We start from the raw sequence: 26,374 nt of genomic DNA, 5'->3' as shown, positions 1-26,374 counted from the left end.
AAACTTAAGATTTTATTAATTCAGAATAATCATCAGGAAACTCGGCATCAATATCACGTAAATATTTTTCAAGTGCTGTCATTGAAGAGTGTCCTGTAATCTGCATCAATTTACTTTTAGCTTCGAATGGTGACGACCCCTTGACTAACTCGCGATATAATTTTGTAATATATGTATGTCTAAAGCTATACAACCCATAATCTGCCCCCAAATTAAATGGGTCCTTGATAATACGCTTGAACCGTTTTGAAAAGTAATCCCGCTTGTTACTTAACTCGGACTCCCAAACACCTCCTATACCATCAGGAGTAAACAAATTATGTTCTTTATTTAGTTTCGAGAGATCAGGCAAATCATTCAGCAATAAATCAGGTATGATTTTAGTCTTTAAAGGACTATTCTTGGCTCTAAATTGAATGCGCTTATGATGTATATCTAAATCACCAACTCGTAATCTACAGACTTCTATAGGTCTCAAAAAATTATAAGAAATAAATTTTATAAAGAGCAATAAGGTTTTATCTGTTTTCTCCAAATGTTCAAATATATCCTTCTGTTGCTCCTTTGAGTAAGTTTTATTTCGTTGTGGTGTAGATTTTAAAACAGGTATCTTTTTAATAAAGTTGGACGAGATAATATCATTATCCTCTAACGCCTGCATAATACTACTTAAATCAGTTCGATAATTATTACGGTTTCTAGGACTAGTTAGGTCTAAAATATGATTTAAAAAATCCATGACCACTTTCTTGTCAATATCGGTAATCGCCTTTAGTTCTGGATGATGCTTTTCAACCCAAAGAAGAAAGTTTTTTAAGCGATTTTCATAACTACGTCTTGTAGTATCACTTATTAGCTTTTCCTTGTACTTCAACCCTTTTGTAAAGGCTACTTTATAAGATAAAACGGAAACTTTTGGCTTAATCATTAATTCAACTTCAGGCACTTTATTAGTGTTCTTCATTGGATTTAGTGTCTTATCCTCACGATTTAAATAACGTGCAGTATTATCTTCAAAGGGATTAAAACCCTCATTTAATAAACTTAAAAGCTTAACTCTATAAATACTTAAAATAGTAAGTCGATCTTCTTTTGTATTATATCTATTTGCACCACCGTAGACATTTTTCATACGTTGGAGTATACCAGATTCAGGATTTCGATAGGAGTAATAGACGTACCAACGCTTGTTCAAATTTCCGTTAGAGGAATAAATTTTGGGGACAGTAAATTTCTTCTTGTTTGACAAACTGTGTTCTAAAATGTGTTCGTTTCCGTGTTCATTCGTAAGATAAGAATTTAAATTAAACATAAAAAAAATGGTTTTGCGTAAACAAAACCATTGATTTTAAACAGATAACATTTAGTAGCGGGAACTGGACTCGAACCAGTGACCTTCGGGTTATGAGCCCGACGAGCTACCTACTGCTCTATCCCGCGATTTAAACTTAAAATGATTTTCTTAGCTTTCAACTTTCGGTTCATAATGCCGACTCAATCATTTTAGGAATGCAAATATACAACGCTTTTTGTTTATTACAATAATAAACGCAAAAAAATAACTCTCAATGTAAAACACAGTGAGAGTTATTTAAAAATTAAAACAATAAATTATATATTAATCGTCGTCGTCTTCTATATCTAAAGTTGCTAACACTCCAGAATCACCACTGTTTACAGCATCAAACTGCTGAATATTTGGAAACTGTGTTTCTAACTGTGCAAATTCTCCTTTGAAATCATTGTTACCAATCATCAACACTTTTAAGTTTGATAAGTTTGCTAAGTCTCTAGGAAGGTTGCCATAAAAAGCATTATTTGCTAAAACTAATTCTTCTAAATGCACTAGACTTGAAATAACATTAGGAACAGTACCAATAAAACTATTATCGAAAACACTTAGTATTTTTAAATTTGACAAGTTACCTAGACTATGAGGCAATTTACCTGTTAGGCTATTACTACTTACTAATAATCCTTTAAGCTTAGACAAATTACCTAAAGAATTTGGTAAAACTCCAGAAAGATTGTTACTATACAATTCTAAAGTTTGTAGTTGAGTTAGTTGACCAATAGACTCAGGAATTGATCCCTTTATATTGTTCATAAATAATTGTAATGCCTCTAAAGACGATAAGTCTCCAATTGTACTTGGCAATTCTCCATCTAGCTGGTTGATTGCAACATTGATTATTTTCAGAGCTTTTAGATTTCCAATTGAATTTGGAATCGCTCCTGTTATATTATTTCTAAATAAATTTAACTCTCTAAGGAAAACCAAATCTCCAATTGCTTCGGGAAGTTGACCTTCAAGGTTATTAAATTCTAAATTAAGGGCTATAACTTTATCTTCTTCAAGAGTTACTCCATACCAATCCGAAACTGGACTATTTAAATCCCAAGGATTATTCCATGATGTTCCATTTGTTGAATTATGTAAAGCAACAAGTGCTTCCTTTTCTTTTGTAGTTATATTAGCAAACGAAAATATCGTTACCAAACATAATAGCATTGTAATTTTAGCGGTTTTCATAATAGTAGATTTTTGTGAGGGAGCACATTTACTATAACGAAAATAAGAGAATATCGACTATCTACCAATTTTTTTCGATGAAATGCATGGTCAATCATCGAATAAATTTCAAACAATTGATTATCAATAGTTTAAAAAACAGCTATTGTTCAATATTTTTAGCTTCAAAACTTAAAATAGCATTATTTTCAGTACTGATATTCAATTGAATAGGATTACAACACACTTCACAATCTTCAATATAAGTCTGTTTTACTTGTGAAAAATCAATGAGCATTGATATATTTTCCCAACAATATGGACATTGAAAAAAATGCTCTTTCATAGATTTATATTAGAATTTAGAATTCTACATTTAATAATTCTCCACCTAACTGAAGAACGGTCAACTCTGCCAATTTTGCATCGTACTTTGCTTGATTTCTACTTAATTCAGAATTAAGTAAATTAAGCTGAGCTTGTCTAAACTCAATTGATGTCGCTTGTCCGATTTTAAATTTTTCTTGTGTACGATCAAAATTATTTTGAGAGGTAATTATATTGTCTTCTTGTATTCTATAAATCAATAACTTATTTTGAAAATCATCCCATGCGTTATTAAAATTACGTTCAATTTCAATGATTAATTGATCTTTTAAAAACTGCTGGCTCTCTAAATTGATTTGAGCATTTTTAACACGTGTAATTGTGCTTCCTCCATCAAATAAATTCCAAGACAAATTTAAGCCACCAGACAATCCAGTGTTTGTTGATACTGAAACAAAAGAAGCTGCATTATTATTACTTTTATTCCATCCATAAGTACCTACTAAATCTACTGTTGGTAAAAATTGTGCCTTGTTTGTTTTTATATCAAACTCACTTATGCTGATATTTTTTTCTGCTTGAAGTAAAGACACGTTATTAGATTTTGTTTTTTCTAGCAAGTCTGCTTTATTAAGCTGAAGCATAAAATCAATATTTGTATCAACCTTAAATTCTTTAGAAAGCTTATTACCTAAAACCACGTTTAAATCTCGCTTAGTGTTTTTTAATTGTTGCTTAATATTTATCAAGCTAATACTATCATTATTAATATCAACTTGAGCATTTAAAACACCAAGTTTTGTGCTCTGACCATAATCAAACTGATATTGAGCACGTACTAATCTATCCTTAGAAACAGTTATCGTTTGTTCTAGAGCATTCGTGTTTTCAGAAAATTGAGCTATAGTATAATAAATTGAGAATATCTGAAGTACTGTGGTTTCAATAGTTTCTCTTGCTTCTAATTCAGAAAGTTGATGTTCTTCTTTTAAGCGTTTATAGTTATATAAGCGACCTAATCCATCAAACAGTGTGTAATTTAAATTTACAGAAGCATTATAACGAGAACTTTCAGCACCTTTCAAAACAGTATCAGGAATACTACTATCTGAAAATTCAGATTCATTATTATCTAAACTATGTGTTGCTCCTGCACTACCTGTAAGCGTAGGCAAATATCCCGAATTTAAAATACTAGTGTTATTCTCTGCAACGTCTGTATTATTGTTCGCTATTTTTATTCCGTAGTTATAGTCTAAAGCTAATTCTACAGCTTCTTTAGGACCTAACATTTGTTGTGCGTTAAGATTTAATCCTATAAAAAACACAATACATGTCATATAAATTCTAGTGTTCATCTGCCTCATTTTGTTCTTTTATAGCACGTTCTACTTCTTCTTTTGTAACACTTTTATTCGTCCACAACCATTTTACATTTTGCTTAATACTATTACTAAATGATAAAAATAACGGCAATACTAATAAAGTTAATATAGTTGCATAAGCAATTCCGAAGGAAATAGAAATCGCCATAGGTTTTAAAAATTGGGCTTGTCTACTTTTTTCTAAAAGCAAAGGCGCTAAACCTGCAATGGTTGTTAAAGACGTTAAGAAAATAGCTCTAAAACGAGATTTTCCAGCATTTAAAAGTGCTTCATCAAATTTTAACCCTTCCCGTAAATTAGAATTAAATTTACCGATAAGCACTAAGCCATCATTTACCATAATACCTATTAAAGCAATGATTCCTAAAAGTGATAATATATTTACCGAAAACCCTAAAAGCCAATGTCCCCAAGCTACAGCAGTTAAACTAAAAGGCACTAATAGAATTAATAAAATTGGCTGACTGTAACTTCTAAACGTAAAAGCTATCACAATATAAATTAGTAATAAAATTGGGATTCCTGCTTTACCTAAAGAACTCATTAATTTATCTTTCTCTCTGTTTTGTCCTTCAAAAGATGCAGATATAGTTGGATATTTAGATTTTAAATCTACTATAGTTATATTTTTTAAATCATCAATAATATCAGTTGTACTAGTACTTGGGTCTTTTAAGTCTGCAGATACCTGTATTTCTCTTTGACCTTCTAAATGATTAATTGCAACATCACCTCTTTCTATGGTGTAAAAAGCTATATCTTTAAGTGTTACTCGCTCTTCCGTTGGAGTAACAATTCTCATCTCATCAAGATCATTAATAGATGCTCTATTATTTCTATCATAACGAACCCAAACGCGAATTTCATCTTGACCTCTTTGAAAACGTTGCGCTTGTGTCCCGAAGAAACCAGAGCGCACTTGACTCATCACTGTACTTAAATTTAAACCTAATAAATAAGCACTTTCTTTAAGTTCTATACGAATTTCTTTAATTCCTGCAGGATCATTATCTTCTATATCCTTTAATAAAGGATTAGATGCTAATACTTGCTTTAATTCTATTTTAGCAGCTTTAAGTTCTGCGATATTATTGCCTAATAAAGACACTGAAACTGGACTACCACCAAAGTTTCCACCTGAACCAAAAATCAATCGTTCTGTACCAATTACAGGACCTACCAACTCACGTAATCTATTTGCAACTACATCAGATTTTATAGCATCTGGTCGTTCTTCTCCTGGCAGTAAATTAATTTGTAAACTTGCGCTAGAACTACTGCTAATTGTTAAAATTGTATTTTCAAAAAGTTGCTTATTGGTTCCTTTTAAATATTTTTCGGTTAACTCTTGATTTACTATAAACGATTTTTCTTCTATCATTGAAATAATAGAATCGGTTATTTTTTCATTCGTCCCATTAGGCATATCTAATTCTATAGAAACACGGTCACTTGCGATAGATGGAAACATAGTCACACCTATAATTCCGCCTCCAATTGAACCAAAGGTTAGAATTAATAGTGCCACAAAAACACCTAAGGATAGTAATTTAAAATTTAAAATAAAAGTGATTGCTGGTGTGTATAATTTATCTCTTAAGAAGTTCATAAAATTATCTCCCGCTTTATTTATGACTCGCATTATAGAGAAGAATTGCTTCATTTTCGAAGGGTTTTCTTCGACAACTTGCTTTCTTAGTGCTTTAGAATGTGCCAAATGAGCAGGAAGAATTATTAGCGCTTCTACTAATGAAACTGTCAGTGTAAGTATTACAATTACAGCAACCTCACTAAAAAACTCACCTATTCTACTATCTAAAAACAGGAATAATGAAAATGCTAAAAGTGTCGTAATAATTGCAGAAACCACTGGAGGAATTACTTCCATAATACCATCTACGGCTGCTTCAATTGGCGATTTTCCCTTTTCATAATGTTGATAGATGTTTTCGGCAATAACAATTCCATCATCAACTAAGATTCCGATGACGATAATCATTCCGAAGAGAGATAACACATTTATGGTTACATCAAACTGTCCTGCAAAAATAAACATGCCTAAAAATGAAATTGGCAATCCAAAAGCCACCCAAAATGCTAATCTTGTATTTAAGAAAATAGATAAAAACAGTAATACTAACAACATCCCAATGATGGCATTTTCTGTTAATAAATCGGTTCGTTGGTTTAGTGTTTTAGACAAATCTCTAACCACATCTAATTGAACGTTATTGTGTTTTTGATTGTAGGTTTCTATGTAGTTTTTTACATTATCGGCAGAAGTTATTAAATCTTCAGTATTGGTACTTGTTATGGAAATATTTATAGATAACTTTTGGTTAAAATAAGTGGCATTTGGTGTCTCAGAAAAACGATCTCGAATAATAGCGACGTCTTTTAATCGTACTACTTTACCATCATTAGAGGCACTAACTACAACATTTGAAAGCTCATCACCATAATAGGAACGATTGTTTGCACGAATAAGATATTCTTCAGCATCTGTTTTAATTGTACCTCCAGTTGTTAAAATATTTGACCTGCTAACGGCTTGTGACACCTCTGCAAAGGTTAAGTCATAAGCCAATAAACTTGTTTCGTTTACAGCGATTTCAATTTCTTCATCTGGATATCCAGAAATGGCTATTTGCGAAATACCATCAATAGCTCTTAAATCATTTTCTACCTGTCTTCCAATTTGTTTTAAAGTTGCTAATGGAATATGTTCACCACTTAAAGCAAAAGAAATCGTTTCCCTTACAGCTTCTTGCTTTGCAACAATTAAAGGTTCCATTCCTGATGGAAAAGAAGGCACGCGATCTACGGCATTTTTAACTTCTAATAACATGAAGTCTATGTTCTCATCTTTTTCTATTTCAACAGTAATACTTCCACTGTTTTCTCTAGACACAGACGTAACTCTATCTATCCCTTTTAAACCTTTTAGATTATCTTCAATTTGAAGCACAATACCTTCTTCAATCTCCTGAGGTGAAGCACCAGGATACGTAACACTTACCGTTATAATTTTAGAATCTGTTAAAGGAAAGAAAGACGATTTTAAGGATAAAGCACCTATTATACCGAAAACAACAAAAGCAAAAATGAAAATATTAACTGCTACGTGGTATCTAATAAAATATTCAATGAGTTTTCTCATGCTTATTGCTTGTCTTTACGATCCTGATTATCCTGAAAAGGTTTTACTAACATTCCTGCGTAAGCGCCTGGAACCGCTTTTTTAAGTATAATTGTTCCATTTGGTATATTTTTCAAAACCACTTTTGTTTCTGAAAAATATACAGGTTTTACATCTATAACATCTAACAAACTATCTTTAACCACATAAATTTGTTGACTTTCTAATAAAAGATTTCTATCTATTTCAATGGCTTCAGACTCTTCTTTAGCATTTAAATTAGCCTCTAGATACATACCTTCTTTAAGGTTATCATTTTTTACTTCAATAAAAGCAGTAATGGTTTGCGTTGTTGCATCAATACTTCCATTAACACGTGACACAATTCCCGTATAGCTTTCTGTATTCTCTAAATTATTTAGCACTACAGTTTCTCCAACTTTTAAAAGGCTAGCGTAAGTTTTACTCAAAGCCACTTCCATTTCATAAATTGAAGGATCAATAAACTCACCTAATTTTTGTCCGCTACGAATTAAAGAGCCTTCAGTAGCTAAAGCTTGTGTAAGTATTCCTGAAAAAGGTGCTCTAATATTGTACTTTGCTAATCGTTGTTCTAAATTTTTAACCGAATAATAACTAGAAACAATTCCGCGTCCAGTAATGAAATAATTTTCTTTTTCAGAAGTCATTTCAGGAAGTTTAGGTGTCGTATTACTTAAATCAAATCCATTAAGATAGGATTGCCATTTTTGAAAAACCTCAGGAAAATCTAACTTTAAATCTGGCATAATAGCCGCAATTGAATTATAGAGATTACTTTTTGAAGATTGCACACTTGCATAATATTCTGAAGCATCAATACGAATAAGCGCTTCACCTTTACGATATTCCTGGCCTGGTTTAAATAATGGGCTTCCAGATTTAAAAACACCTTGCACTTCTGAGTATAATTCTACTCTGCGTTTTGCGATTAAACTCCCATTAGCTGGAATTACAATTGGAATCGTTTTATTTAAAACCGTATCTATAAAAACCGTTTTTACAACCTTAGCTGGAACTGGTTTCGGTTTTGTTTTAGTATTAATAAGATGTTTGGCAAAAAAATAAGAACCAACAATAAGTAAGATTCCTAAAATTGAAAGTATAATATTTCGCATTGGTCTGGTTATTTTAATATGACCACAAAAGTATCAGTTAGTTTAGTCTGTAATTGTTAATTATTCCATAAAAAATGAACTGAACTCTTTTAACTCAATTCATCTAATTCTAAAGTTATGGTTTCCCAATCAGACATTAATTGTTGAAGCTTTGTTTTCTTTGCTTGGTAACGGTCAAAAAAAGTTTCATCTGATACTGTGGCATCGTAGTTTGTTGCCAGCTCAACATCATCAGTTTTAATATCCTTTTCTAACTGATTTATTTTAGATTCAATATTACTGAGTTTATTGTTAAGAGATTTAAGTTTCTTTTGATCTTCATAAGATTGCTTATTCGTTGTTTTTGGGGTTTCTTTTACAATGGTACGTTTTTCAACTTCACGTAAATTTTCAACATTACGTTGTTCAAGATAAAAGTCGATATCACCTAAGTATTCTTTAATTTTTTGATCTTTAAATTCATACACTTTATTAGTAAGTCCTTGAAGAAAATCCCTATCATGAGAAACCAAAACTAAAGTTCCTTCATACTTTTTTAATGCTTCTTTTAATACATTTTTAGATTTGATATCAAGGTGATTTGTTGGTTCATCCATGATCAAAACATTAATGGGTTGTAGCATAAGTTTAGCTAAAGCCAATCGATTTCTTTCACCACCAGAAAGCACTCTAACATATTTCTCGGCTTCTTCGCCTCTAAACAAAAAAGAGCCTAAAATATCACGTACTTTACTTCGATTCGTTTCATTTGCGGCATCAATCATTGTGTCTAAAACGGTTTTACTACCATCTAAATATTCAGCTTGATTTTGAGCAAAATATCCTATTTGAACATTATGACCTAGTTTTAGGTGTCCATCATATTTAATCTCACCAACAATAATCTTTGCTAATGTTGATTTACCTTGACCATTTTGTCCAACAAAAGCTGTTTTACTATTTCGCTCAATCATTAAATTAACATCAGTTAATACCTGATTATCATCATAACGTTTAGATATGTGCTCTGCTTCGACAACAACTTTACCAGGAATAACGGATACTGGAAAATTTAAGGTCATTACACTATTATCATCTTCATCAACTTCAATACGATCAATTTTATCTAACTTCTTAATAAGTGATTGAGCCATTGTCGCTTTACTCGCTTTCGCTCTAAATTTTTCAATGAGTTTTTCAGTTTGTTCAATTTGTTTTTGTTGATTTTTCTGTGATGCCAACTGCTGTGTTTTAATTTCATGGCGAAGCACCAAAAACTTAGAGTAAGGTTTCGGATAGTCGTAAATTCTACCTAATGAAATCTCAATCGTACGATTAGTGACATTATCTAAAAACATTTTATCGTGAGATACAATTACTACAGCTCCAGAATAGTTTTTCAAAAAACTCTCTAACCAAATAATAGACTCGATATCTAAGTGATTTGTTGGCTCATCTAGCAGCAACACATCATTATTTTGTAACAGTAATTTTGCTAATTCAATACGCATTCTCCAACCTCCTGAAAACGTATCTGTGAGCTTATTGAAATCTTCACGTTTAAATCCGAGTCCTTGCAGTATTTTTTCAGTTTCTCCTTGATAATTATAACCGCCTATAATTTCATATGAATGTTGAACTTCATTAAGATCAATCATTAATTGATTATAACTTTCGCTTTCATAATCTGTTCGTTCTACTAATTGCGTATTAACGTCTTCCATTTTAGCTTCAAGTTCTTTTATCTCTTTGAAAGCTTCATAAGATTCTTCTAGAACTGTTCTTCCCAAAACAAAATCTATATCCTGTTTTAAAAAACCGATGCTTAAATTTTTATCAGCTGCAATTTGACCTGAATCTGGTTCTAATTCTTTTGACAAAATTTTGAGCATTGTCGATTTTCCAGCGCCATTTTTTCCGATTAAACCAATGCGATCTCCAGGACTGAGTTTAAATGTAATATCCTCAAAGAGAAATTCGCCTTGAAATGAAATAGAAAGATTATGGATATTGAGCATTTGTTACTTTTGTTACAATTAAATTATTAATAAAACGTAAATTTGTATTGAAATACAAAACGCAAAAGTAAACAAATTTAAATCATGTTAAAAGGCACGAAAGTATACAGTATTTTCACTGGAGTTTGTCCTAAATGTCATCAGGAATCTATGTACGAAACTAAGAACCCTTATGTATTAAGTGATGTTTTAAAAATTAATGAAAAGTGTTCCAAATGTAATACACGTTATCGTATTGAACCTTCATTTTTTTATGGTTCAATGTATGTAAGTTATGGCGTTGGAATTGCATTTGCTGTTGCAGCTTTTATTATTAGCTACTTATTTTTTAATTCTACGCTTTTTACAGCTTTCATTGCAATTATTGTAACGACTATAGCATTTGGACCTATTATAATGCGACTTTCAAGAAATATATGGATTAATCTATTTATGAGTTATGACAAAAATTTGGTGAAAAAATAATTATTATCATTTAAGTATTAACGACCTACTTTGAATCTTTTTATGTTTATTTCTTTATCTAATTCAATTTCATGTTCAATATGATTGAATAACTGTTCTGCTACAAATGGAGATATCATGACACCTCTTGTTCCAAGACCATTAAGTACAAACAGATTTTTATGCTCTGGATGAACACCAACTAAAGGCCTACGATCTTTTGTAGTTGGTCTAATACCTGCGACTTGGTGAATGATTTCAAAATCACAATTAATAATTTTTTTTAACTTTTCAATTAATTCATCTTTAGCTTTAGTTGTTATTGAATGTGATTTATCTTCTCTTTCATAAGTTGCACCAATCCAATATAAATCATCTCCAAGAGGTACTATAAAAACTGAAGATTTTAAAATAAAATTCATCTTCAAATCAGGAGATTTAATTGTAAGCATTTCGCCTTTTGTTCCATTTAATGGAAGTGTCTTAAAAAACGGGTTTTTATATAATCCGAAGCCTTCAGCAAATACAATATATTTTGAAACAATATTTTTATACTGCACTCCATATGCTTTAATCTCTAATTGATTATAATAAAACTCTTCTTGAAACAACTTGTTTTCATTATCAAGATAATTTCGATAGGATGGAATTAATTGTGATGTCTTAATTCTACCAGAATGCAAGACTTCACCAAAACCAAATTCAGCATGTATAGATGGGTTTACATTTTTGATTAGTGCTGTAGACAAGAAATCTGATAAAACAGGTTGATCTGAAGCTGTAAACCAATCGTTTTGTTCTTCAACTGAGGTAAACTTTCTGTATACAGGCATTGTATAATCAAGTTTAAGGTGAAGTAACTCTTCAAGCTCCTTATACTTTGGAATTGCTAATTCTAGTTGAAGTTTAGCGTTCCAAACTTTTGTAAACCGTTTTAGAATTACAGGATTGTATAAACCTGCTGCAACCATTGAAGATTGTTGAGATTGGTTGTCAAATACAACAAAGTCTTTATTATGTTTTCTAAGTTGCTCACAAAAAGCAATACCTGCTAATCCATTACCAACTATTATATAATCTACCTGCTTCATTATAACAAAAGTAATATAAAAGAGTATTGTAATACATATTCTTAAAATAAAAAACGCTCACTAAAATAGTGAGCGTTTTTATATATACTATGTGATACTTAATAGGACCACATGTCTTGCTCGAAATTACGAATCTTATTTTTAATACGATCAGATTCTAACATTTGCATTAAAGCATTATCTGCAACATATTCTTTTACTTCACGATCTCCATATACATTTTCTTCTTTGTACATGTAAGCGTTAAAGCGTCTAGAATTTAACAAATGATCAAAAGATATTGGCATTGCACTATTCTTGTTATTAAAAGCTTTAGAATTGTGTAAAACTTCTCTAGCTTCAGGGAAAAACACCCAAAACAATGCATTTGGAACTCTATTCGTTTCGTCATTAGAATCAATAAAGTTAATATCTGGTGCTGCTGGCGCAATACCTAAAATTCTATACTTTAATTCTCCATGACGCTTATCAAAATACCAAAGCCCTTTAATTAAATAAGCGCTAATATCAAAAGCTTCAATATTTCTTGTTGTGATATATTCAGGATCTACATAACCATCAGCGTTTAATTGGTCGTAACCAATATCTAAAGTATCTACTTTAGTGGTGATGTCTTTAAGTTCCTTAACCGATCTTTTTTCAGTAAAATAAGAATCATTATAAACATTTTCAATCTCTCCATCTTTAACAGCTTTTATCAATGTATGATATAAAGAACGTCTGTCTTTACCAATATTATTTGTATCTGTTGGAAAGTACATAGGAAAGTTTACACGTTCATCTAAAACCACTTTTTCCCAAGTCATTTTAGAGAACAATATATCTCTATCATCAAGATAACCGTATTCTAATGGTTTGTCATTATCTAGTGCTAACTGAGCTTCAGTTTTAACACCAACTTCTTGAGGTGTTTTAGCATTTAAAATATTTGCCTGAGAAAATACACTAGAGGTGATTCCTACAGTAACAAAAATTGATAATACGAATTTATAATTCATCTCTTTTAATTTTAAATTTGGGTTATTCTATAACGTTGATTAGTTAGATAACTCTATAACAACTGGTGTTGCAGGCTTGATAACTGGCCCAGTACTTCTAGACTTGATATCAAAAATTTGAACTGCTGCACCTCTTTTGGCTTTACGTAAAGCCCCTTTTGCTGTTCCATTTAATCTGTTTCCAGAACATGTTACAGATGGTTGACCAGGTACTTTAATTTTAAAGCTTGTTACAGTTAATGGTAAATCAAAATCGAAATCTTCTAATACAGATTCAACTTTACCAATCTCTACGTTATTTCTAGGTAATTTACCTTCACTCTGACCGTTAATTTTTCCGGTAGGTTTAGGAATATCTTTAATTCTAAATACAGCTTTATCACTTACTTTAGAACCATCATCTAATGTTGCAGTAACATTAATTGTCACTTCTCTACCAGAACTAGGAACCATTGAGTATTTACCTGTACCAGATCCTTTTTTCAATCCAGCACCTGAAGCAGATACTTTATTATCTGGAACACCAGCAAAAGAAATTGTCATTGGATTTACAACACCACGATACACAACGTTCATCTTATCTGCAGAAATTGTAGCAGAATTTGGTCTTGGTACAACAACATAATTAGATTCAATTTTAATAGGTAACTCTTTACCGTTTTCGATAAATGTAAATTCACCATTAATTGTGTGTTCACCTACAGCTCCAACATTAAAATCTAATCGAGCAGCACCTGAAGAATCAATAGCTTTTGATAGATCAACTTCTTGACCTTCGACAACTAATTTAGTTGGTGGTACATTAGCATATTTACCTATTACAACACGTCCTTGAAACTTCTCACCAGCAAAAAATGCAGATTTATCAGCTAATACGATTGCTTTATAGTTATTTAAGGTAGTTGCTTCTGTTAACGTTTTTCCTAAAAACAAATTATACATACTTGCTTCTGCAACTTTAACATCATTTTGCATTGCTGTTAACTTCGTATAAGATGCAATAGCAGGAAAACCTTGGAAATTATAATTTAAAAAATCAATTTTCTTTCCATCTTTGTTCACCTCTTGAGCTGTACTAAAAGTCTTTTCAAAAGATTCACTAGAACCTCTGTAAGCTTCATCAGTTGCTAAAACTGTTTTAATAGCGTCTTTATACCCATTAAGTTCAGCCATTACTTCATCACCTTTTTTAGTTAGGCGATCTCCTGTAAACCATGCTTCATCAAGAATATCAGTTTTATCCATTGCTTCAAAAGGCAACTTACCAGTTTCAGGATCGATTTTATACTCTCCTTTCCTAAGTAAATCTACTTTTAAAGATTCAAGATAATTATAAAATTTATCAGATGCTATTTGTACTTGTTCAGCACGTGCAGCCGGTATTTTAAACTCTTCTGGTTTTTCAACACCCTTTTCTTTTAAATCTGTCAATAATGCTTCATTTCTATTTGAAGTCGCTTCGTTAGCATCAGCAAATTTTGCTTCCATTAATCCGAAAGCGGATAGTACTTCTTTAGACATATTCATCGCCATCATAGCAATAAATACTAAGTACATTAAGTTAATCATTTTCTGCCTTGCAGATAATTTTCCTCCTGCCATTTTAAATTAGTTTTTTAGTTTGTTAATAGTTATTATTAATTCTAGTTTAAAAACTAATTAGCTTTTATTCATTGCAGTAAGCATTCCACCATAAACACCATTTAAAGATGACAAGTTAGATGCTAATGATTGCATTTGTTCTTTTAATTTAGTTGCGTTTTCAACAGCTTCTTCATTAATAGTAGCTTGACGATTAGCGCTTTCCATTTGTACTTTATAAAGGCTATTTAATGATTCCATTTGAGCAGCAGCTAAAGACATTTCTTCGCTATATTTCTTTTGAGCATTCATAGAATCAACAGTTGGACTGATTCCTTTTGCAGCGCCTTCGAAATTTTTGATACTTGACCCTAAGCTTGCCATTAATTCACCATCAATTTTAGCTTCTTTTAAAAGGTTATCTAATTTTTTAGACAGTAATCCTTCAGCATCTTTAGGCTCTTCTTTTTTCTTTTTACCACCTAATGATTGACCACCAGCTAATTCTGGATACACTAAAGACCAATCTAATTCACCACCTTGCTTTTCGAAAGCAGATAAAGTAAATACTAATGCTTCAACAATCATACCTATAGTTAAGATTAAAGATCCATAAGGCCAGTGTTGTATTTTGAATAAAGCTCCTACAATTACAATTGCTGCTCCAAGTCCGTAGACCATATTCATTGTTGATAATTTCTTTTGTGCCATAATTTGTTTTTAGTTTTAAGCCTAAGTTAATTACTTAAGGTAGATTAATATATTTAGTTTAGTTAATTATTAGTTAGTTGCTGCATTTAATGTTACTTCAGTTCCCATATAATCCTGAACTGTTCTAAATCCAATGTAGCTTCTTGCAGAATCTGCATATTCGTAATCTCTAGAACTTACTTGTAAGAAGTATGCAACATCTTTCCAAGATCCTCCACGAACAACTTTACGTTCGTTATCTGGATCATTTACATTTGGATTAAATGATGCAGAATACTCGTATGAAGCAGGATCATAAGATCCTTGAACCCATTCTGAAACATTTCCTGCCATATTATAAAGGTCGAAGTCATTTGGCTCATACGCATCAGCTTCAACAGTATAAAGTGCTTGATCTGCTGCATAATCACCTCTTAATGGTTTAAAGTTCGCCATAAAGCAACCTCTATCATTTTTAGCATAAGGTCCACCCCAAGGATAAGTCGCTCCTTGAAGACCACCTCTCGCAGCGTATTCCCACTCTGCTTCTGAAGGTAATCTAAACGTATTTACAAATGGCTTCCCTTTACTTTTTTGATATGTATTTTTCTTTAATGTTCTCCATTGACAGAAAGCTGTAGCTTGTTTCCAAGACACTCCTACTACAGGATAATCACCATAAGCGTCATGCCAGAAATAATCATTATGCATTGGCTCATTATAAGAATATGAAAAATCTCGAATCCAAGCAGTTGTGTCTGGATACACTTCAACTTCTTCAGTAATTATAACATCTTTACGTGATAAGTTACGATCTTTGGCAGCTTTTTGGATATCCATATATTTATACTGGAACTTAAATTTCTTCACATCCCAAGTACGTTGCCCATTATATGATTCCTCAATAGGTATATACATCGTATCCATAACTTCAGCATAATACTCATCTGGATAGTCGTTGGTATCGAAAATCAATTCAGCATCGCGATTAAGTTTACGGCCTTCATAACCAGTTGGTCCTAATCCACTATAGTTATCATACATGTATTTCTCGTACACAGACATGTTTTCTGGATCGGCATCATTAAATGCAAACTCTCCAATTCCTCCAGTACCTGGAGTTTCGCCAATTTCATCAGCTAAAATTGCTAGTTTAGTCTTTAATATTGAATCTCTAACCCAATATACAAATTCACGATATTCGCTGTTAGTAATTTCAGTTTCGTCCATATAGAACGCTCTAACTGTAACAGTTCGTGTTGGTGCATCTTGAACACCAGCAAGGTCATCATCTGATTTTCCCATAATAAATGCTCCACCAGGAACAAGTGCCATACCATAAGGTTTTTCAGGATGCCATTTCTTTCCTTTAACTCCTATCAGTTCTCCTCTGTCACCAGAGCCACAACTGACTAATAAAGCTAAAACAGCAGTCAATAAAACAAACTTCTTAATATTCATAGAAACTCGAGGTTAAATTATTTAGTTGTAATTATATGTCTTAAAAATGTGTTTATTTTTTTTAAGGCAGTAAACATATTTATATATTTTGTAAAAAACAATTTTTTTTACAGTTTTTTTGCATTTCATCCTACAAAATTAACATTTCATCGATTAAAAAAGCGTTGAAATTTTAAAAGCTAAATATACTAAAAACTGTTCTTTTTATACGCTTTATACCATCTTTCTGGTATTTTACCTTGACTCGCTTCTAGATAATCTTCGTGCGTGCAAGGTAATAACGTATGCTTTTTTAATTTATTATTAACATTTGGCAAAAAAGGTATTTCTATCCACCATCGTCCAGTTTTTATACTTTTATAGAATATAAGCTCTTCATCTTCAATAAGTACATTGTATTTTTGATAGTTATTTTCATCCTCAAAACCATCATCATTTATTCTACAGTTAACACCTTCGATGAAATACCATATCATTTGAGATATTAGCATTGGAGTCGCATCTAGTTCTGTAGTAGATTTGAATTCATAAATACCAAAAGAGGACACCTTATTACTAATACCAGCATAACGTGAAATAGCACAAATCTCTTTTCCATTAAAACCATTCGGTGAATACTTTTGTTTTGCTCCTACTTCTGCAGCACGAACAGATTTCAAATCCATTGTTACAATATGAGCATCACGCATTACAGGTTCTACCACATTAATATTATGAGTTACTTCTCCTAATCTGTAAGCTTCAAAATAGAGTTTATCCATTAAATCTATCTCTTCCTGAGAATTGAAATAGGTTTGATAACCTACAACTGAGTAATTGAATAAATTATAAGGTTGTTCTAAAATGATTTTACCAAAGAAACTATTGTTCTTCATTTCGACAGAGGCATCTCCTAAATCAAAATTACTATCTACATTCACAATATTAACCATAGGAGCCATAGTATCATATGCACGATAATTAGCATAAGTTAAATCTTGACTTCCGCCTATTATTATTGGAATGATCTTTTTTTCAATTAAAACAGAAATAATTGTACGTACAGCATAGTAAGTATCTTCAATCGTTGATCCTGCAGGAATATCACCTAAATCGGCAATATTTGTATGCCAGTTTCCAGGAAATAGAGAATATAACGATGTACGAATGGTATCAAAGTTTAGCTCTTCTCCCATATAATTAACATCGTTACGGTTTTCTTTTACACCAATGATTACTAACCGAACTCCTTCTAGATTCGGGATTCCGTTTTGGGTAGAATGTATTTTAATTTTTTTACCTAGCGCTTGCTCAGATAAAAGTTCATTATGAGCTAATACTGAATCTGTTACAGGAGACAAAAAATTAAAATTCATTTATATTACTTTTTAGTAGCTGTTTTCTTTTTAGTAGTCTTCTTTTTTGTTGCAGTTTTTTTCTTAGGCGCTTTTTTCTTAGGAGCCTTCTTTTCTATTTCAGCTTTAGCTTGCTCTAAAGTCATTTCTGAAACATCAACTGTTTTTGGAAGCTCTACTTTTATTTTTCCTTTAATAATATTATGTCTTCCCCATCGTGCCTTTTCAACTCGAATCCCTTCTTCTTCCCAATTGTGAATGACTTTATCAATTTCTTTCTGAATTTTTTCTTCAATCAAAGTTACAATATCAGTATCAGATAAATTATCCCAATCGTATTTTTTGTTGACATTGATAAACATACTGTTCCATTTTATAAATGGCCCAAAACGTCCTTTTCCTTTTTGAACAGGTAAATCTTGATACATATATATAGGAGCATCAGCTTTTTGCTTTTCTTTAATCAATTCAATAGCCATATCCATCTCTACATCCATTGGATTTGTACCTTTTGGAAGTGAAACGAATTGCTTTCCAAATTTCACATAAGGACCAAAACGACCATTATTAACCTCAACAGGTTCATCTTCATAAGTTCCTAATTGCTTTGGCAACTTAAATAGCTCCATTGCTTCTTCATAAGTAATCGTAGTTAATTGTTGATCTGGAGATAAGCTTGCAAATTGAGGTTTCTCTTCATCATCAACTGTACCTATTTGAACCATTGGCCCGAATTTACCTAAACGCACACTAACTTGCTTACCTGTTTTAGGATCTTTTCCAAGAACACGTTCACCAGATTCGCGATCTGCATTTGCAGCAACATCTTCTACTTTTGGATGAAAGTCTTTATAGAAATCTTTCATCATTTTTTTCCAATCTTCTTTTCCTTCAGCAATTTCATCAAAATCCGCCTCTACTTTTGCTGTAAAATTATAATCTAAGATACCTCCAAAATGATTGACAAGAAAATCGGTAACTATCATTCCAATATCTGTTGGCACCAATTTTCCTTTATCACTATTTACTTTTTCTGTAAGTGAATTATCTTTTACACTTCCGCTTTGAAGTAGGAGTTGTGTATAATCTCTTTCTACACCTTCATTAGATCCTTTTTCTACATAATTTCTATTCTGTATCGTAGAAATTGTTGGTGCATATGTTGACGGACGACCAATACCTAATTCTTCTAATTTTTTAACTAGAGATGCTTCAGTGTAACGATATGGTGGACGAGAAAAACGCTCAGTTGCAGTGATATAACTATTTAATAGTGTTTCATTGACTTTCATTGCAGGCAACATTCCTTCTTGCTCAGTATCTTCATCATCTGTACCTTCAAGATATACTTTTAAAAACCCTTCAAAAGTAATCACCTCACCATTAGCAGTAAATGTTTCTTTATGAGTTGACGCATTAATTTTCACATTGGTACGTTCTAACTCTGCATCACTCATTTGAGAGGCAATAGCACGTTTCCAAATTAAATCATATAATCGTGCTTGATCACGCTCAATATCTACGGAATGTTTTTTAAAATCTGTTGGTCTAATCGCTTCGTGAGCTTCTTGAGCTCCTTTTGATTTTCCTTTATATTGTCTTGATTTACTAAACTTAGAACCATAAGCATCTTCAATTTCTGCTTTTGCTCCTTTTTGAGCTTCATTAGATAAATTAACACTATCAGTTCTCATATAAGTAATCAAACCAGCTTCATATAAACGTTGTGCATTTTGCATTGTTCTACTAACTGAAAATCCTAACTTTCTGGATGCTTCTTGTTGTAAGGTAGACGTTGTAAATGGTGCTGCTGGTGATTTCTTTGCTGGTTTTTTTTGTAAATCTGCTACTTTAAAATCTGCATTTGCATTAGATTCTAAAAAGGCATAGGCTTCTTTTTTTGAAGAAAAATTCTTTGGAAGTTTTGCTTTAAATGTTTGTCCATCTTCATTTGAAAACTCAGCATCAATACGATAAGACGCTTCAGCAGTAAAATCAATAATTTCACGTTCACGTTCTACAATTAAACGTACTGAAACCGATTGCACACGTCCTGCAGATAATCCGCCTTTTACTTTTCTCCATAATACTGGAGATAATTCGTAACCAACTATACGATCTAAAACACGTCTTGCTTGTTGCGCATCTACCAAATCATAATCTATACCTCTTGGGTTTTCGATTGCATTTTGAATGGCAGATTTTGTAATCTCATGAAAAACAATACGTTTCGTCTTTGATTTATCTAATTTTAAAGTTTCAGCTAAGTGCCACGCAATAGCCTCTCCTTCACGATCCTCATCACTTGCTAACCAAACCATTTCAGCTTTTTTAGCGAGCTCCTTTAATTTTTTAACGACATCTTTCTTGTCTTTTGAAACTTGATATTTAGGATCAAAATCTCCATCTACATCTACTCCTAATTCTTTTGAAGGTAAGTCTGCAATATGTCCAAAACTAGATTCTACTTTAAAATCTTTTCCAAGAAATTTTTCTATGGTTTTGGCTTTTGCTGGTGACTCTACAATGACTAAATTCTTCGGCATATTTGATTTTTTCAGGCTACAAATGTATGTCAAAAAAAATTTATCATCCTAATTTTTAAAAATTTCGATGGTATTTAATCTTAAAAAAGTGTGTGTTTATCTATGAAAATTCACTTAAAAAAAGTGTAAAATTTAATACATATATAATGTATGACCTCATTTTAATTTATGGATATAAATAATTAATAGGATCTGGAACACCTTCAATATTCAAAACTATTTCATTTGAGCCATCAACTCTTAATCCTGAAAGATCAAATACACGACTCTGACTAAACACTGCCAAACATGCTTCCTCATTTGTAAATACAAACTTTAAATAACGCTGTTCTGGTGATGATTCAGCAACAGCTCCTGAGTCAACTAAAACCATACTCCATGACTCGCCATCACATCCACTTGCTGAAACTTCAATGGTTAAGCAATCTTCAATAATTTCAAAACCAACTAATGCATAATCTCCTGAAATTGCAGATTCATAAAACGCATTATCAATAATGACTGTTTGACCACAATTACGAACTTGAAAGTCATCATCTTCATCACATTGCGTATTCATCAATAATAACGGGAAACAGATTAAAGCCATACTAATTTTAGATAATTTCATAACATCAATTTTTATTTAGATGTACAAACAAACAAATGGTTGCGTTAAATTCCTTATTCACTGCCAATGTATTTGATTTCATCATGATCTTCAAAACCTACAACTTCACGATATATAAAATAGACTGGTAGGTAAACTATTGAAATAGTGAATATAACGCCTATTCCACAAGCGATAATACCAAGCATGCCTAAAATCCCAGTAATAAACATTAATCCGAAGGTTAAAAACCATTTCTTATTCCCTAAACTAAAGCTTAGTTTAACAATTTCTGTTTCACTCAATTCTGGATTATGAGCAAAAACAACCGCAAAAAATGATAAAGGAATGAAGACATATATATAAGGTAATAAAAATAACGCTTGTGCAACAGTAGCAATTATTGAGTATATGAGACCAAGCATTAATACCTTTCTAACATTATCACCTTTAAAAAAATAAAATATATCATCGTCTTGAGACTCCTTTAAATCAACTTGCTTACAAATTCTATAAAAACCAGCTAACATTCCAAAAACCACAGGACTAACGACAATTGTTTGAGGTAAATTATTAAATGCACTTTTAGCATAATAGGTTGTTAAATTTAACGCTTCACTTCCTGCAACATCATAAGGGTTTGGAATTAGACCAATAGACACAAATAAAATAGCGATAACACCTCCAAAAACCATCGTAATTAAAATCATTAAAACTCCTTTTAACCAAACCTCTTTAAATAGTTTAATAGAAAGGTCAAGTATATTCCCAAAATCTAATTTTTGAGAACTTTTAATTTTATTTTGAATATTTTGAAATGCCATTTGTAATAGATTGATTCGTTCCTCAAATGTAATTATTCTTATTTAGAAAATTATAGCACTGCCACTTTGTCATATTTTTCAAAAATATCGTATCTTTGCATGCTTATTGAATCAGCATCATTATTATAATTGGAAGTTTGCTGGAGCTAAAATCACCTATGAAAAAAACAATTGACGAAAACAAGCAAGGAGAATCCCTTTTTCTCGAAGCTAAACAAGAAAATAGTCGTAAACTTTTTATTGAAAGTTATGGCTGTGCCATGAATTTTAGCGATAGTGAAATAGTAGCTTCAATATTGTCTGAACAGGGATTTAACACCACACAAAACCTAGAAGACGCTGATTTGGTACTTGTAAACACCTGCTCTATACGTGACAAGGCTGAACAAACAGTAAGAAAACGATTAGAAAAATACAATGCAGTAAAACGTATAAACCCAAAAATGAAAGTTGGTGTTTTAGGTTGTATGGCTGAACGTTTAAAAACTAAATTTTTAGAAGAAGAAAAAATTGTTGATTTAGTCGTTGGTCCAGATGCCTATAAAGATTTACCTAACCTTTTAGCCGAAGTTGATGATGGTCGAGATGCTATAAATGTTGTGCTTTCAAAAGAAGAAACCTATGGCGACATTTCGCCAGTTCGATTAAACAGCAACGGTGTTTCAGCTTTAGTTTCTATAACTCGTGGCTGTGATAACATGTGTACATTTTGCGTAGTACCTTTTACCAGAGGTCGCGAACGTAGTCGTGATCCTCACAGCATTATTGAAGAAGTTAATGATTTATGGAATAAAGGCTTTAAAGAAATTACACTTTTAGGTCAAAATGTAGACAGCTATTTATGGTATGGTGGCGGACTCAAAAAAGATTTTTCAAAAGCGAGTGATTTACAAAAAGCAACAGCTATAAATTTTTCACAGCTATTAGAATTATGTGCTAAAGCTCAACCAAAAATGCGTATTCGTTTTTCTACCAGTAATCCGCAAGATTTGACATTGGATGTGATAAAAACCATGACGAAATTTGATAATATATGTAAACACATTCACTTACCCGTTCAAAGCGGAAGTAATCGTATTTTAAAAGAAATGAACCGCTTACACACAAGAGAAGACTATTTTAATCTCATTGACAACATAAGACGTATCCTTCCAGAATGTTCTATTAGTCAGGACTTAATTGCAGGTTTTCCGACTGAAACAGAACAAGATCATCAAGATACTTTAAGTTTAATGGAGTATGTGAAATACAACTTTGGTTTTATGTATATGTATTCTGAACGTCCAGGAACTATGGCAGAACGCAAATTGGAAGACGATGTAACTGAAGACACAAAGAAACGACGCCTTGCTGAAATTGTACAATTACAACGTGAGCATGGTGCCATTCAAATTAAAAAATATCTCAACACAGAAGTTGAAGTCCTTATTGAGCGAGAATCAAAAAAATCAAACGACCAATGGTCTGGAAAAACATCCCAAAACATTGTAGCTGTATTTCCTAAGGAAAATTTCAAGGTTGGAGAATTAGTTAAAGTTAAAGTTTTAGATTGCACAAGTGCCACTTTAATTGGTGAGGCTGTTGGATATTAAAAAGAAAATTAAGAAAAACAAATGGAATCAATACAAGCCATAAAACAACGTTTCGGAATCATTGGCAACAACGCTAAACTTAATCGCGCAATTGAAAAATCGATTCAAGTCTCTCCTACTGATATTTCGGTATTAGTGACAGGTGAAAGTGGTGTTGGTAAAGAAAGTATTCCAAAAATCATACACCAATTATCACATCGCAAACATGGCAAATATATTGCTGTAAACTGTGGTGCAATTCCAGAAGGAACTATTGACAGTGAACTATTTGGCCATGAAAAAGGAGCCTTTACAGGAGCGACTTCAACACGATCTGGCTATTTTGAAGTTGCAGATGGAGGAACCATCTTTTTAGATGAAGTTGGTGAATTACCTCTAACAACCCAAGTACGTTTATTACGTGTTTTAGAAAATGGAGAATTCATAAAAGTAGGTTCAAGTAAAGTACAAAAAACTGATGTTCGAATTGTAGCTGCCACAAACGTAAATATGTTTGAAGCTATAAAAAAAGAAAAATTTCGTGAAGACCTTTACTACAGGTTAAGTACTGTAGAAATCAATATACCTCCTTTGAGAGAGCGTCAGGAAGACATTCATTTATTATTTAGAAAATTCGCTAGTGACTTTGCATTAAAATATAAAATGCCAACCATTAAGCTAAATGATGATGCCGTAGACATGCTATTAAAGTTTCGTTGGAATGGTAACATTAGACAACTGCGTAATGTTGCTGAACAAATTTCGGTGCTAGAGCAAAATCGTATTATAAATGCAACGTCGCTTAGAGCTTACTTACCTAATACATCCACAAATTTACCAGCTGTTATAAATAATTCTAAATCTGAAAGCGATTTCAGCAATGAACGTGAAATTCTTTACAAAGTACTTTTTGACATGAAAAGTGATCTTACAGATCTCAAAAAGCTTACGATGGAATTGATGAAAAGTGGCAATGGAAATGAGGTTCAAAAAGACAACGAGCATTTAATTCAGAAAATATATGGTGGCAATAAAGAAAAAGCATCTTTTGAAGATGAATTTCAAGATTTAGAAGTATTACCTATTGCTGATAAAAATGATACGTTTACTGAAACTGTTGATGACGCTTCTCAAGATAAATATCATTTTGCTGAAGAGATTCAAGAGGAAGAAACCTTATCTTTACATGATAAAGAGTTAGAGCTTATAAAAAAATCACTAGAACGTCACAGTGGAAAGCGTAAACTTGCAGCTGCAGAATTAGGCATCAGTGAACGCACTTTATATAGAAAAATAAAGCAATTCGATTTATAGATTTTTTAGTAACTTTAAGGAAATCATAAATTGCATAAAATGAGATTCCTTTTTACGTTTCTAATTACCATACTTCTATTAACCTCTTGTAGTTCTTCTGAAGATCCTGATTCGCAAGAGGTTGACAACTCTGCTATAGAAGTTACAGTTACAGCTTCAGTAATTGACGAAGGTAATGGTATTAATGGTGTTGATGACATTATAGAATACACCATTTCAATACAAAATACTGGAGATGTCTCTTTATCAAGCTTATCTCTTGTAAGTTCATTAAAAGATTTTTTAAATAATTCATTAGAACTTGATACAGCTCCCAATTTTATAAATGCTTCTTTAGGAAGCACAATGGGTTCTATTCAAGCTAGCGAAATTGCTACTTACACTGCACGTTTTACAATTACACAAAGTGAAGTCGACGCAGACGGATTGAGTTATTCGGTAACAGTAAATGCGATGACACCTCAAAATGAAAGTGTTTCTGACCTTAGCGATAATGGTGACGATTCTGATGGTAATTCAGAAAATGATGACACAGAAATCAATATTGAATTTGACCCATTAATTATTGCTGAATATCATTTATTAAATTCAGAAGGAAACCCATCTAACAAGTATTTTTTTAATGCTGATGGTCGTATTAAAGAATTGCACACTACAGATACTAAATTTTATTTTGAGTTTGACAATTCACAACAACTAATCAACATTACCATAACAGATATTAATAATGTTCCTATTGAATCTCAAGATATAGTTTATGGCACTGGAAACCGAATCTTAAGCATTGGAAACCGAAATTTTGAATTCTTTGAAACTGAGAATTATTATATAGATTCTGAAAGTTATTATAGTGATGGGCCATTAACCTATGAAGACAATGGTGTCACTTATGAAGAATATGAATTATGGTATGATAAATATGAAGTATTTACAGGAAATCCTATAGTAAAACGCTGTCTTTATTCAGGTGGCGAGATAACTAATTTAACAACTAACGAGCTACAAGTTTATGGTGACTGTTCTGAATTTGAATCTAATGGATATTCAAATAACGTCACTAATAGTTGTGGAGATACAGACTGTGTTGATTATGGATATGACACAAATCCAAATCCACTTTTTGGTGACACAAATCTTATTGATGTTTATGGTTTTATTAGGAACTTAACCTTTGGAATTCAGCCATCAAAATTAAACATTTTAATAAACGCAAATAACCTAACGCTTATAAATTATTCAGATCCAAGTTATATACTCTATGATTATGAGTTTAATGAAAACAATTTACCCATTACAGGTAGCAAACAATATATGGATGAACTTGGGGCTTATGATATTAATCCATATTCTAGATATTACTACCAAGGTGATGTTATTACAGATTAAATAATTTTTGAAAATTTTATGACAATCA

20 protein-coding genes and 1 tRNA gene are annotated in these 26,374 nt (G+C 31.9%); 4 read left to right on the top strand and 17 right to left on the bottom strand.

What is annotated here, in order from left to right; genetic code table 11:
• Positions 1–4: 4 nt before the first annotated feature.
• From MUN68_RS02070 to MUN68_RS02035, 8 genes are all read right to left on the bottom strand, one after another.
• Complete coding sequence (locus MUN68_RS02070; RefSeq protein ID WP_249994960.1) at positions 5–1,132, bottom strand: tyrosine-type recombinase/integrase; 1,128 nt, start codon at positions 1,130–1,132, stop codon at positions 5–7.
• Positions 1,133–1,367: 235 nt separating this feature from the next.
• Positions 1,368–1,440: transfer RNA gene (locus MUN68_RS02065), tRNA-Met, on the bottom strand.
• Positions 1,441–1,618: 178 nt separating this feature from the next.
• On the bottom strand, positions 1,619–2,533 hold the full coding sequence (locus MUN68_RS02060; protein WP_249994962.1) for a leucine-rich repeat domain-containing protein: 915 nt from the start codon (positions 2,531–2,533) through the stop codon (positions 1,619–1,621).
• Positions 2,534–2,675: 142 nt separating this feature from the next.
• Positions 2,676–2,858, bottom strand: coding sequence for a CPXCG motif-containing cysteine-rich protein (locus MUN68_RS02055; RefSeq protein ID WP_249994964.1), 183 nt, complete (start codon positions 2,856–2,858; stop codon positions 2,676–2,678).
• A gap of 16 nt (positions 2,859–2,874) precedes the next feature.
• Complete coding sequence (locus MUN68_RS02050; RefSeq protein WP_249994965.1) at positions 2,875–4,197, bottom strand: TolC family protein; 1,323 nt, start codon at positions 4,195–4,197, stop codon at positions 2,875–2,877.
• On the bottom strand, positions 4,187–7,384 hold the full coding sequence (locus tag MUN68_RS02045; protein ID WP_249994966.1) for an efflux RND transporter permease subunit: 3,198 nt from the start codon (positions 7,382–7,384) through the stop codon (positions 4,187–4,189). The genes MUN68_RS02050 and MUN68_RS02045 overlap by 11 nt, the downstream gene beginning before the upstream one ends.
• Before the next feature lie 2 nt (positions 7,385–7,386).
• Positions 7,387–8,520 (bottom strand): efflux RND transporter periplasmic adaptor subunit, encoded by a 1,134-nt coding sequence (locus MUN68_RS02040; protein ID WP_249994967.1) that lies wholly within the window; start codon positions 8,518–8,520, stop codon positions 7,387–7,389.
• An 89-nt stretch (positions 8,521–8,609) separates the two neighbouring features.
• A complete protein-coding gene (locus MUN68_RS02035) occupies positions 8,610–10,517 on the bottom strand; it encodes an ABC-F family ATP-binding cassette domain-containing protein (RefSeq protein ID WP_249994968.1) in 1,908 nt (635 codons plus the stop codon).
• Between the two features lie 81 nt (positions 10,518–10,598).
• On the opposite strand from MUN68_RS02035, the gene MUN68_RS02030 reads away from it, so the two are divergent.
• Complete coding sequence (locus MUN68_RS02030) at positions 10,599–10,982, top strand: DUF983 domain-containing protein (protein ID WP_249995195.1); 384 nt, start codon at positions 10,599–10,601, stop codon at positions 10,980–10,982.
• Positions 10,983–10,999: 17 nt separating this feature from the next.
• Here MUN68_RS02030 and MUN68_RS02025 read toward each other — a convergent pair whose 3' ends face one another.
• The 9 genes from MUN68_RS02025 to MUN68_RS01985 all read right to left on the bottom strand — a co-directional run bounded on the left by MUN68_RS02025 (position 11,000) and on the right by MUN68_RS01985 (position 22,075).
• The gene (locus tag MUN68_RS02025; protein ID WP_249994970.1) at positions 11,000–12,052 is read right to left on the bottom strand and encodes an NAD(P)/FAD-dependent oxidoreductase; all 1,053 of its coding nucleotides are present in this window, start codon (positions 12,050–12,052) and stop codon (positions 11,000–11,002) included.
• Positions 12,053–12,150: 98 nt separating this feature from the next.
• Complete coding sequence (porN, locus tag MUN68_RS02020) at positions 12,151–13,050, bottom strand: type IX secretion system ring subunit PorN/GldN (RefSeq protein WP_249994971.1); 900 nt, start codon at positions 13,048–13,050, stop codon at positions 12,151–12,153.
• 39 nt (positions 13,051–13,089) lie between these two features.
• Positions 13,090–14,652, bottom strand: a complete 1,563-nt coding sequence (gene porM / locus MUN68_RS02015; RefSeq protein WP_249994972.1) for a type IX secretion system motor protein PorM/GldM — start codon at positions 14,650–14,652, stop codon at positions 13,090–13,092.
• Between the two features lie 57 nt (positions 14,653–14,709).
• The gene (gene porL / locus MUN68_RS02010) at positions 14,710–15,342 is read right to left on the bottom strand and encodes a type IX secretion system motor protein PorL/GldL (RefSeq protein ID WP_249994973.1); all 633 of its coding nucleotides are present in this window, start codon (positions 15,340–15,342) and stop codon (positions 14,710–14,712) included.
• A 69-nt stretch (positions 15,343–15,411) separates the two neighbouring features.
• Positions 15,412–16,776: a type IX secretion system lipoprotein PorK/GldK gene (gene porK, locus MUN68_RS02005; protein WP_449421299.1), complete on the bottom strand. Its 1,365-nt coding sequence runs from the start codon at positions 16,774–16,776 to the stop codon at positions 15,412–15,414.
• A gap of 194 nt (positions 16,777–16,970) precedes the next feature.
• Entirely contained in the window at positions 16,971–18,137 is a 1,167-nt protein-coding gene (locus MUN68_RS02000; protein ID WP_249994976.1) for a formimidoylglutamase, read from the bottom strand.
• A 5-nt stretch (positions 18,138–18,142) separates the two neighbouring features.
• A complete protein-coding gene (topA, locus tag MUN68_RS01995) occupies positions 18,143–20,662 on the bottom strand; it encodes a type I DNA topoisomerase (RefSeq protein WP_249994977.1) in 2,520 nt (839 codons plus the stop codon).
• 166 nt (positions 20,663–20,828) lie between these two features.
• Positions 20,829–21,272, bottom strand: a complete 444-nt coding sequence (locus MUN68_RS01990) for a hypothetical protein (protein ID WP_249994978.1) — start codon at positions 21,270–21,272, stop codon at positions 20,829–20,831.
• Between the two features lie 53 nt (positions 21,273–21,325).
• Positions 21,326–22,075 (bottom strand): hypothetical protein, encoded by a 750-nt coding sequence (locus MUN68_RS01985; protein ID WP_249994979.1) that lies wholly within the window; start codon positions 22,073–22,075, stop codon positions 21,326–21,328.
• Between the two features lie 158 nt (positions 22,076–22,233).
• Here MUN68_RS01985 and miaB point away from each other — a divergent pair, with 158 nt between their 5' ends.
• Genes miaB through MUN68_RS01970 form a run of 3 tightly spaced genes read left to right on the top strand, consistent with a single transcriptional unit; the run spans position 22,234 to position 26,346 of the window.
• Positions 22,234–23,667: a tRNA (N6-isopentenyl adenosine(37)-C2)-methylthiotransferase MiaB gene (gene miaB, locus MUN68_RS01980; protein ID WP_249994980.1), complete on the top strand. Its 1,434-nt coding sequence runs from the start codon at positions 22,234–22,236 to the stop codon at positions 23,665–23,667.
• Between the two features lie 21 nt (positions 23,668–23,688).
• On the top strand, positions 23,689–24,960 hold the full coding sequence (locus MUN68_RS01975; protein ID WP_249994982.1) for a sigma 54-interacting transcriptional regulator: 1,272 nt from the start codon (positions 23,689–23,691) through the stop codon (positions 24,958–24,960).
• 39 nt (positions 24,961–24,999) lie between these two features.
• Positions 25,000–26,346, top strand: a complete 1,347-nt coding sequence (locus tag MUN68_RS01970; RefSeq protein ID WP_249994983.1) for a DUF7507 domain-containing protein — start codon at positions 25,000–25,002, stop codon at positions 26,344–26,346.
• The last annotated feature ends 28 nt before the right edge of the window (positions 26,347–26,374 follow it).

Origin of the sequence: Psychroserpens ponticola (assembly GCF_023556315.2) — a bacterium.
Lineage (GTDB): Bacteria > Bacteroidota > Bacteroidia > Flavobacteriales > Flavobacteriaceae > Psychroserpens > Psychroserpens ponticola.
The sequence above is the reverse complement of the archived record's forward strand: the minus strand, read 5'-3'. Positions and strand labels throughout refer to the sequence as shown.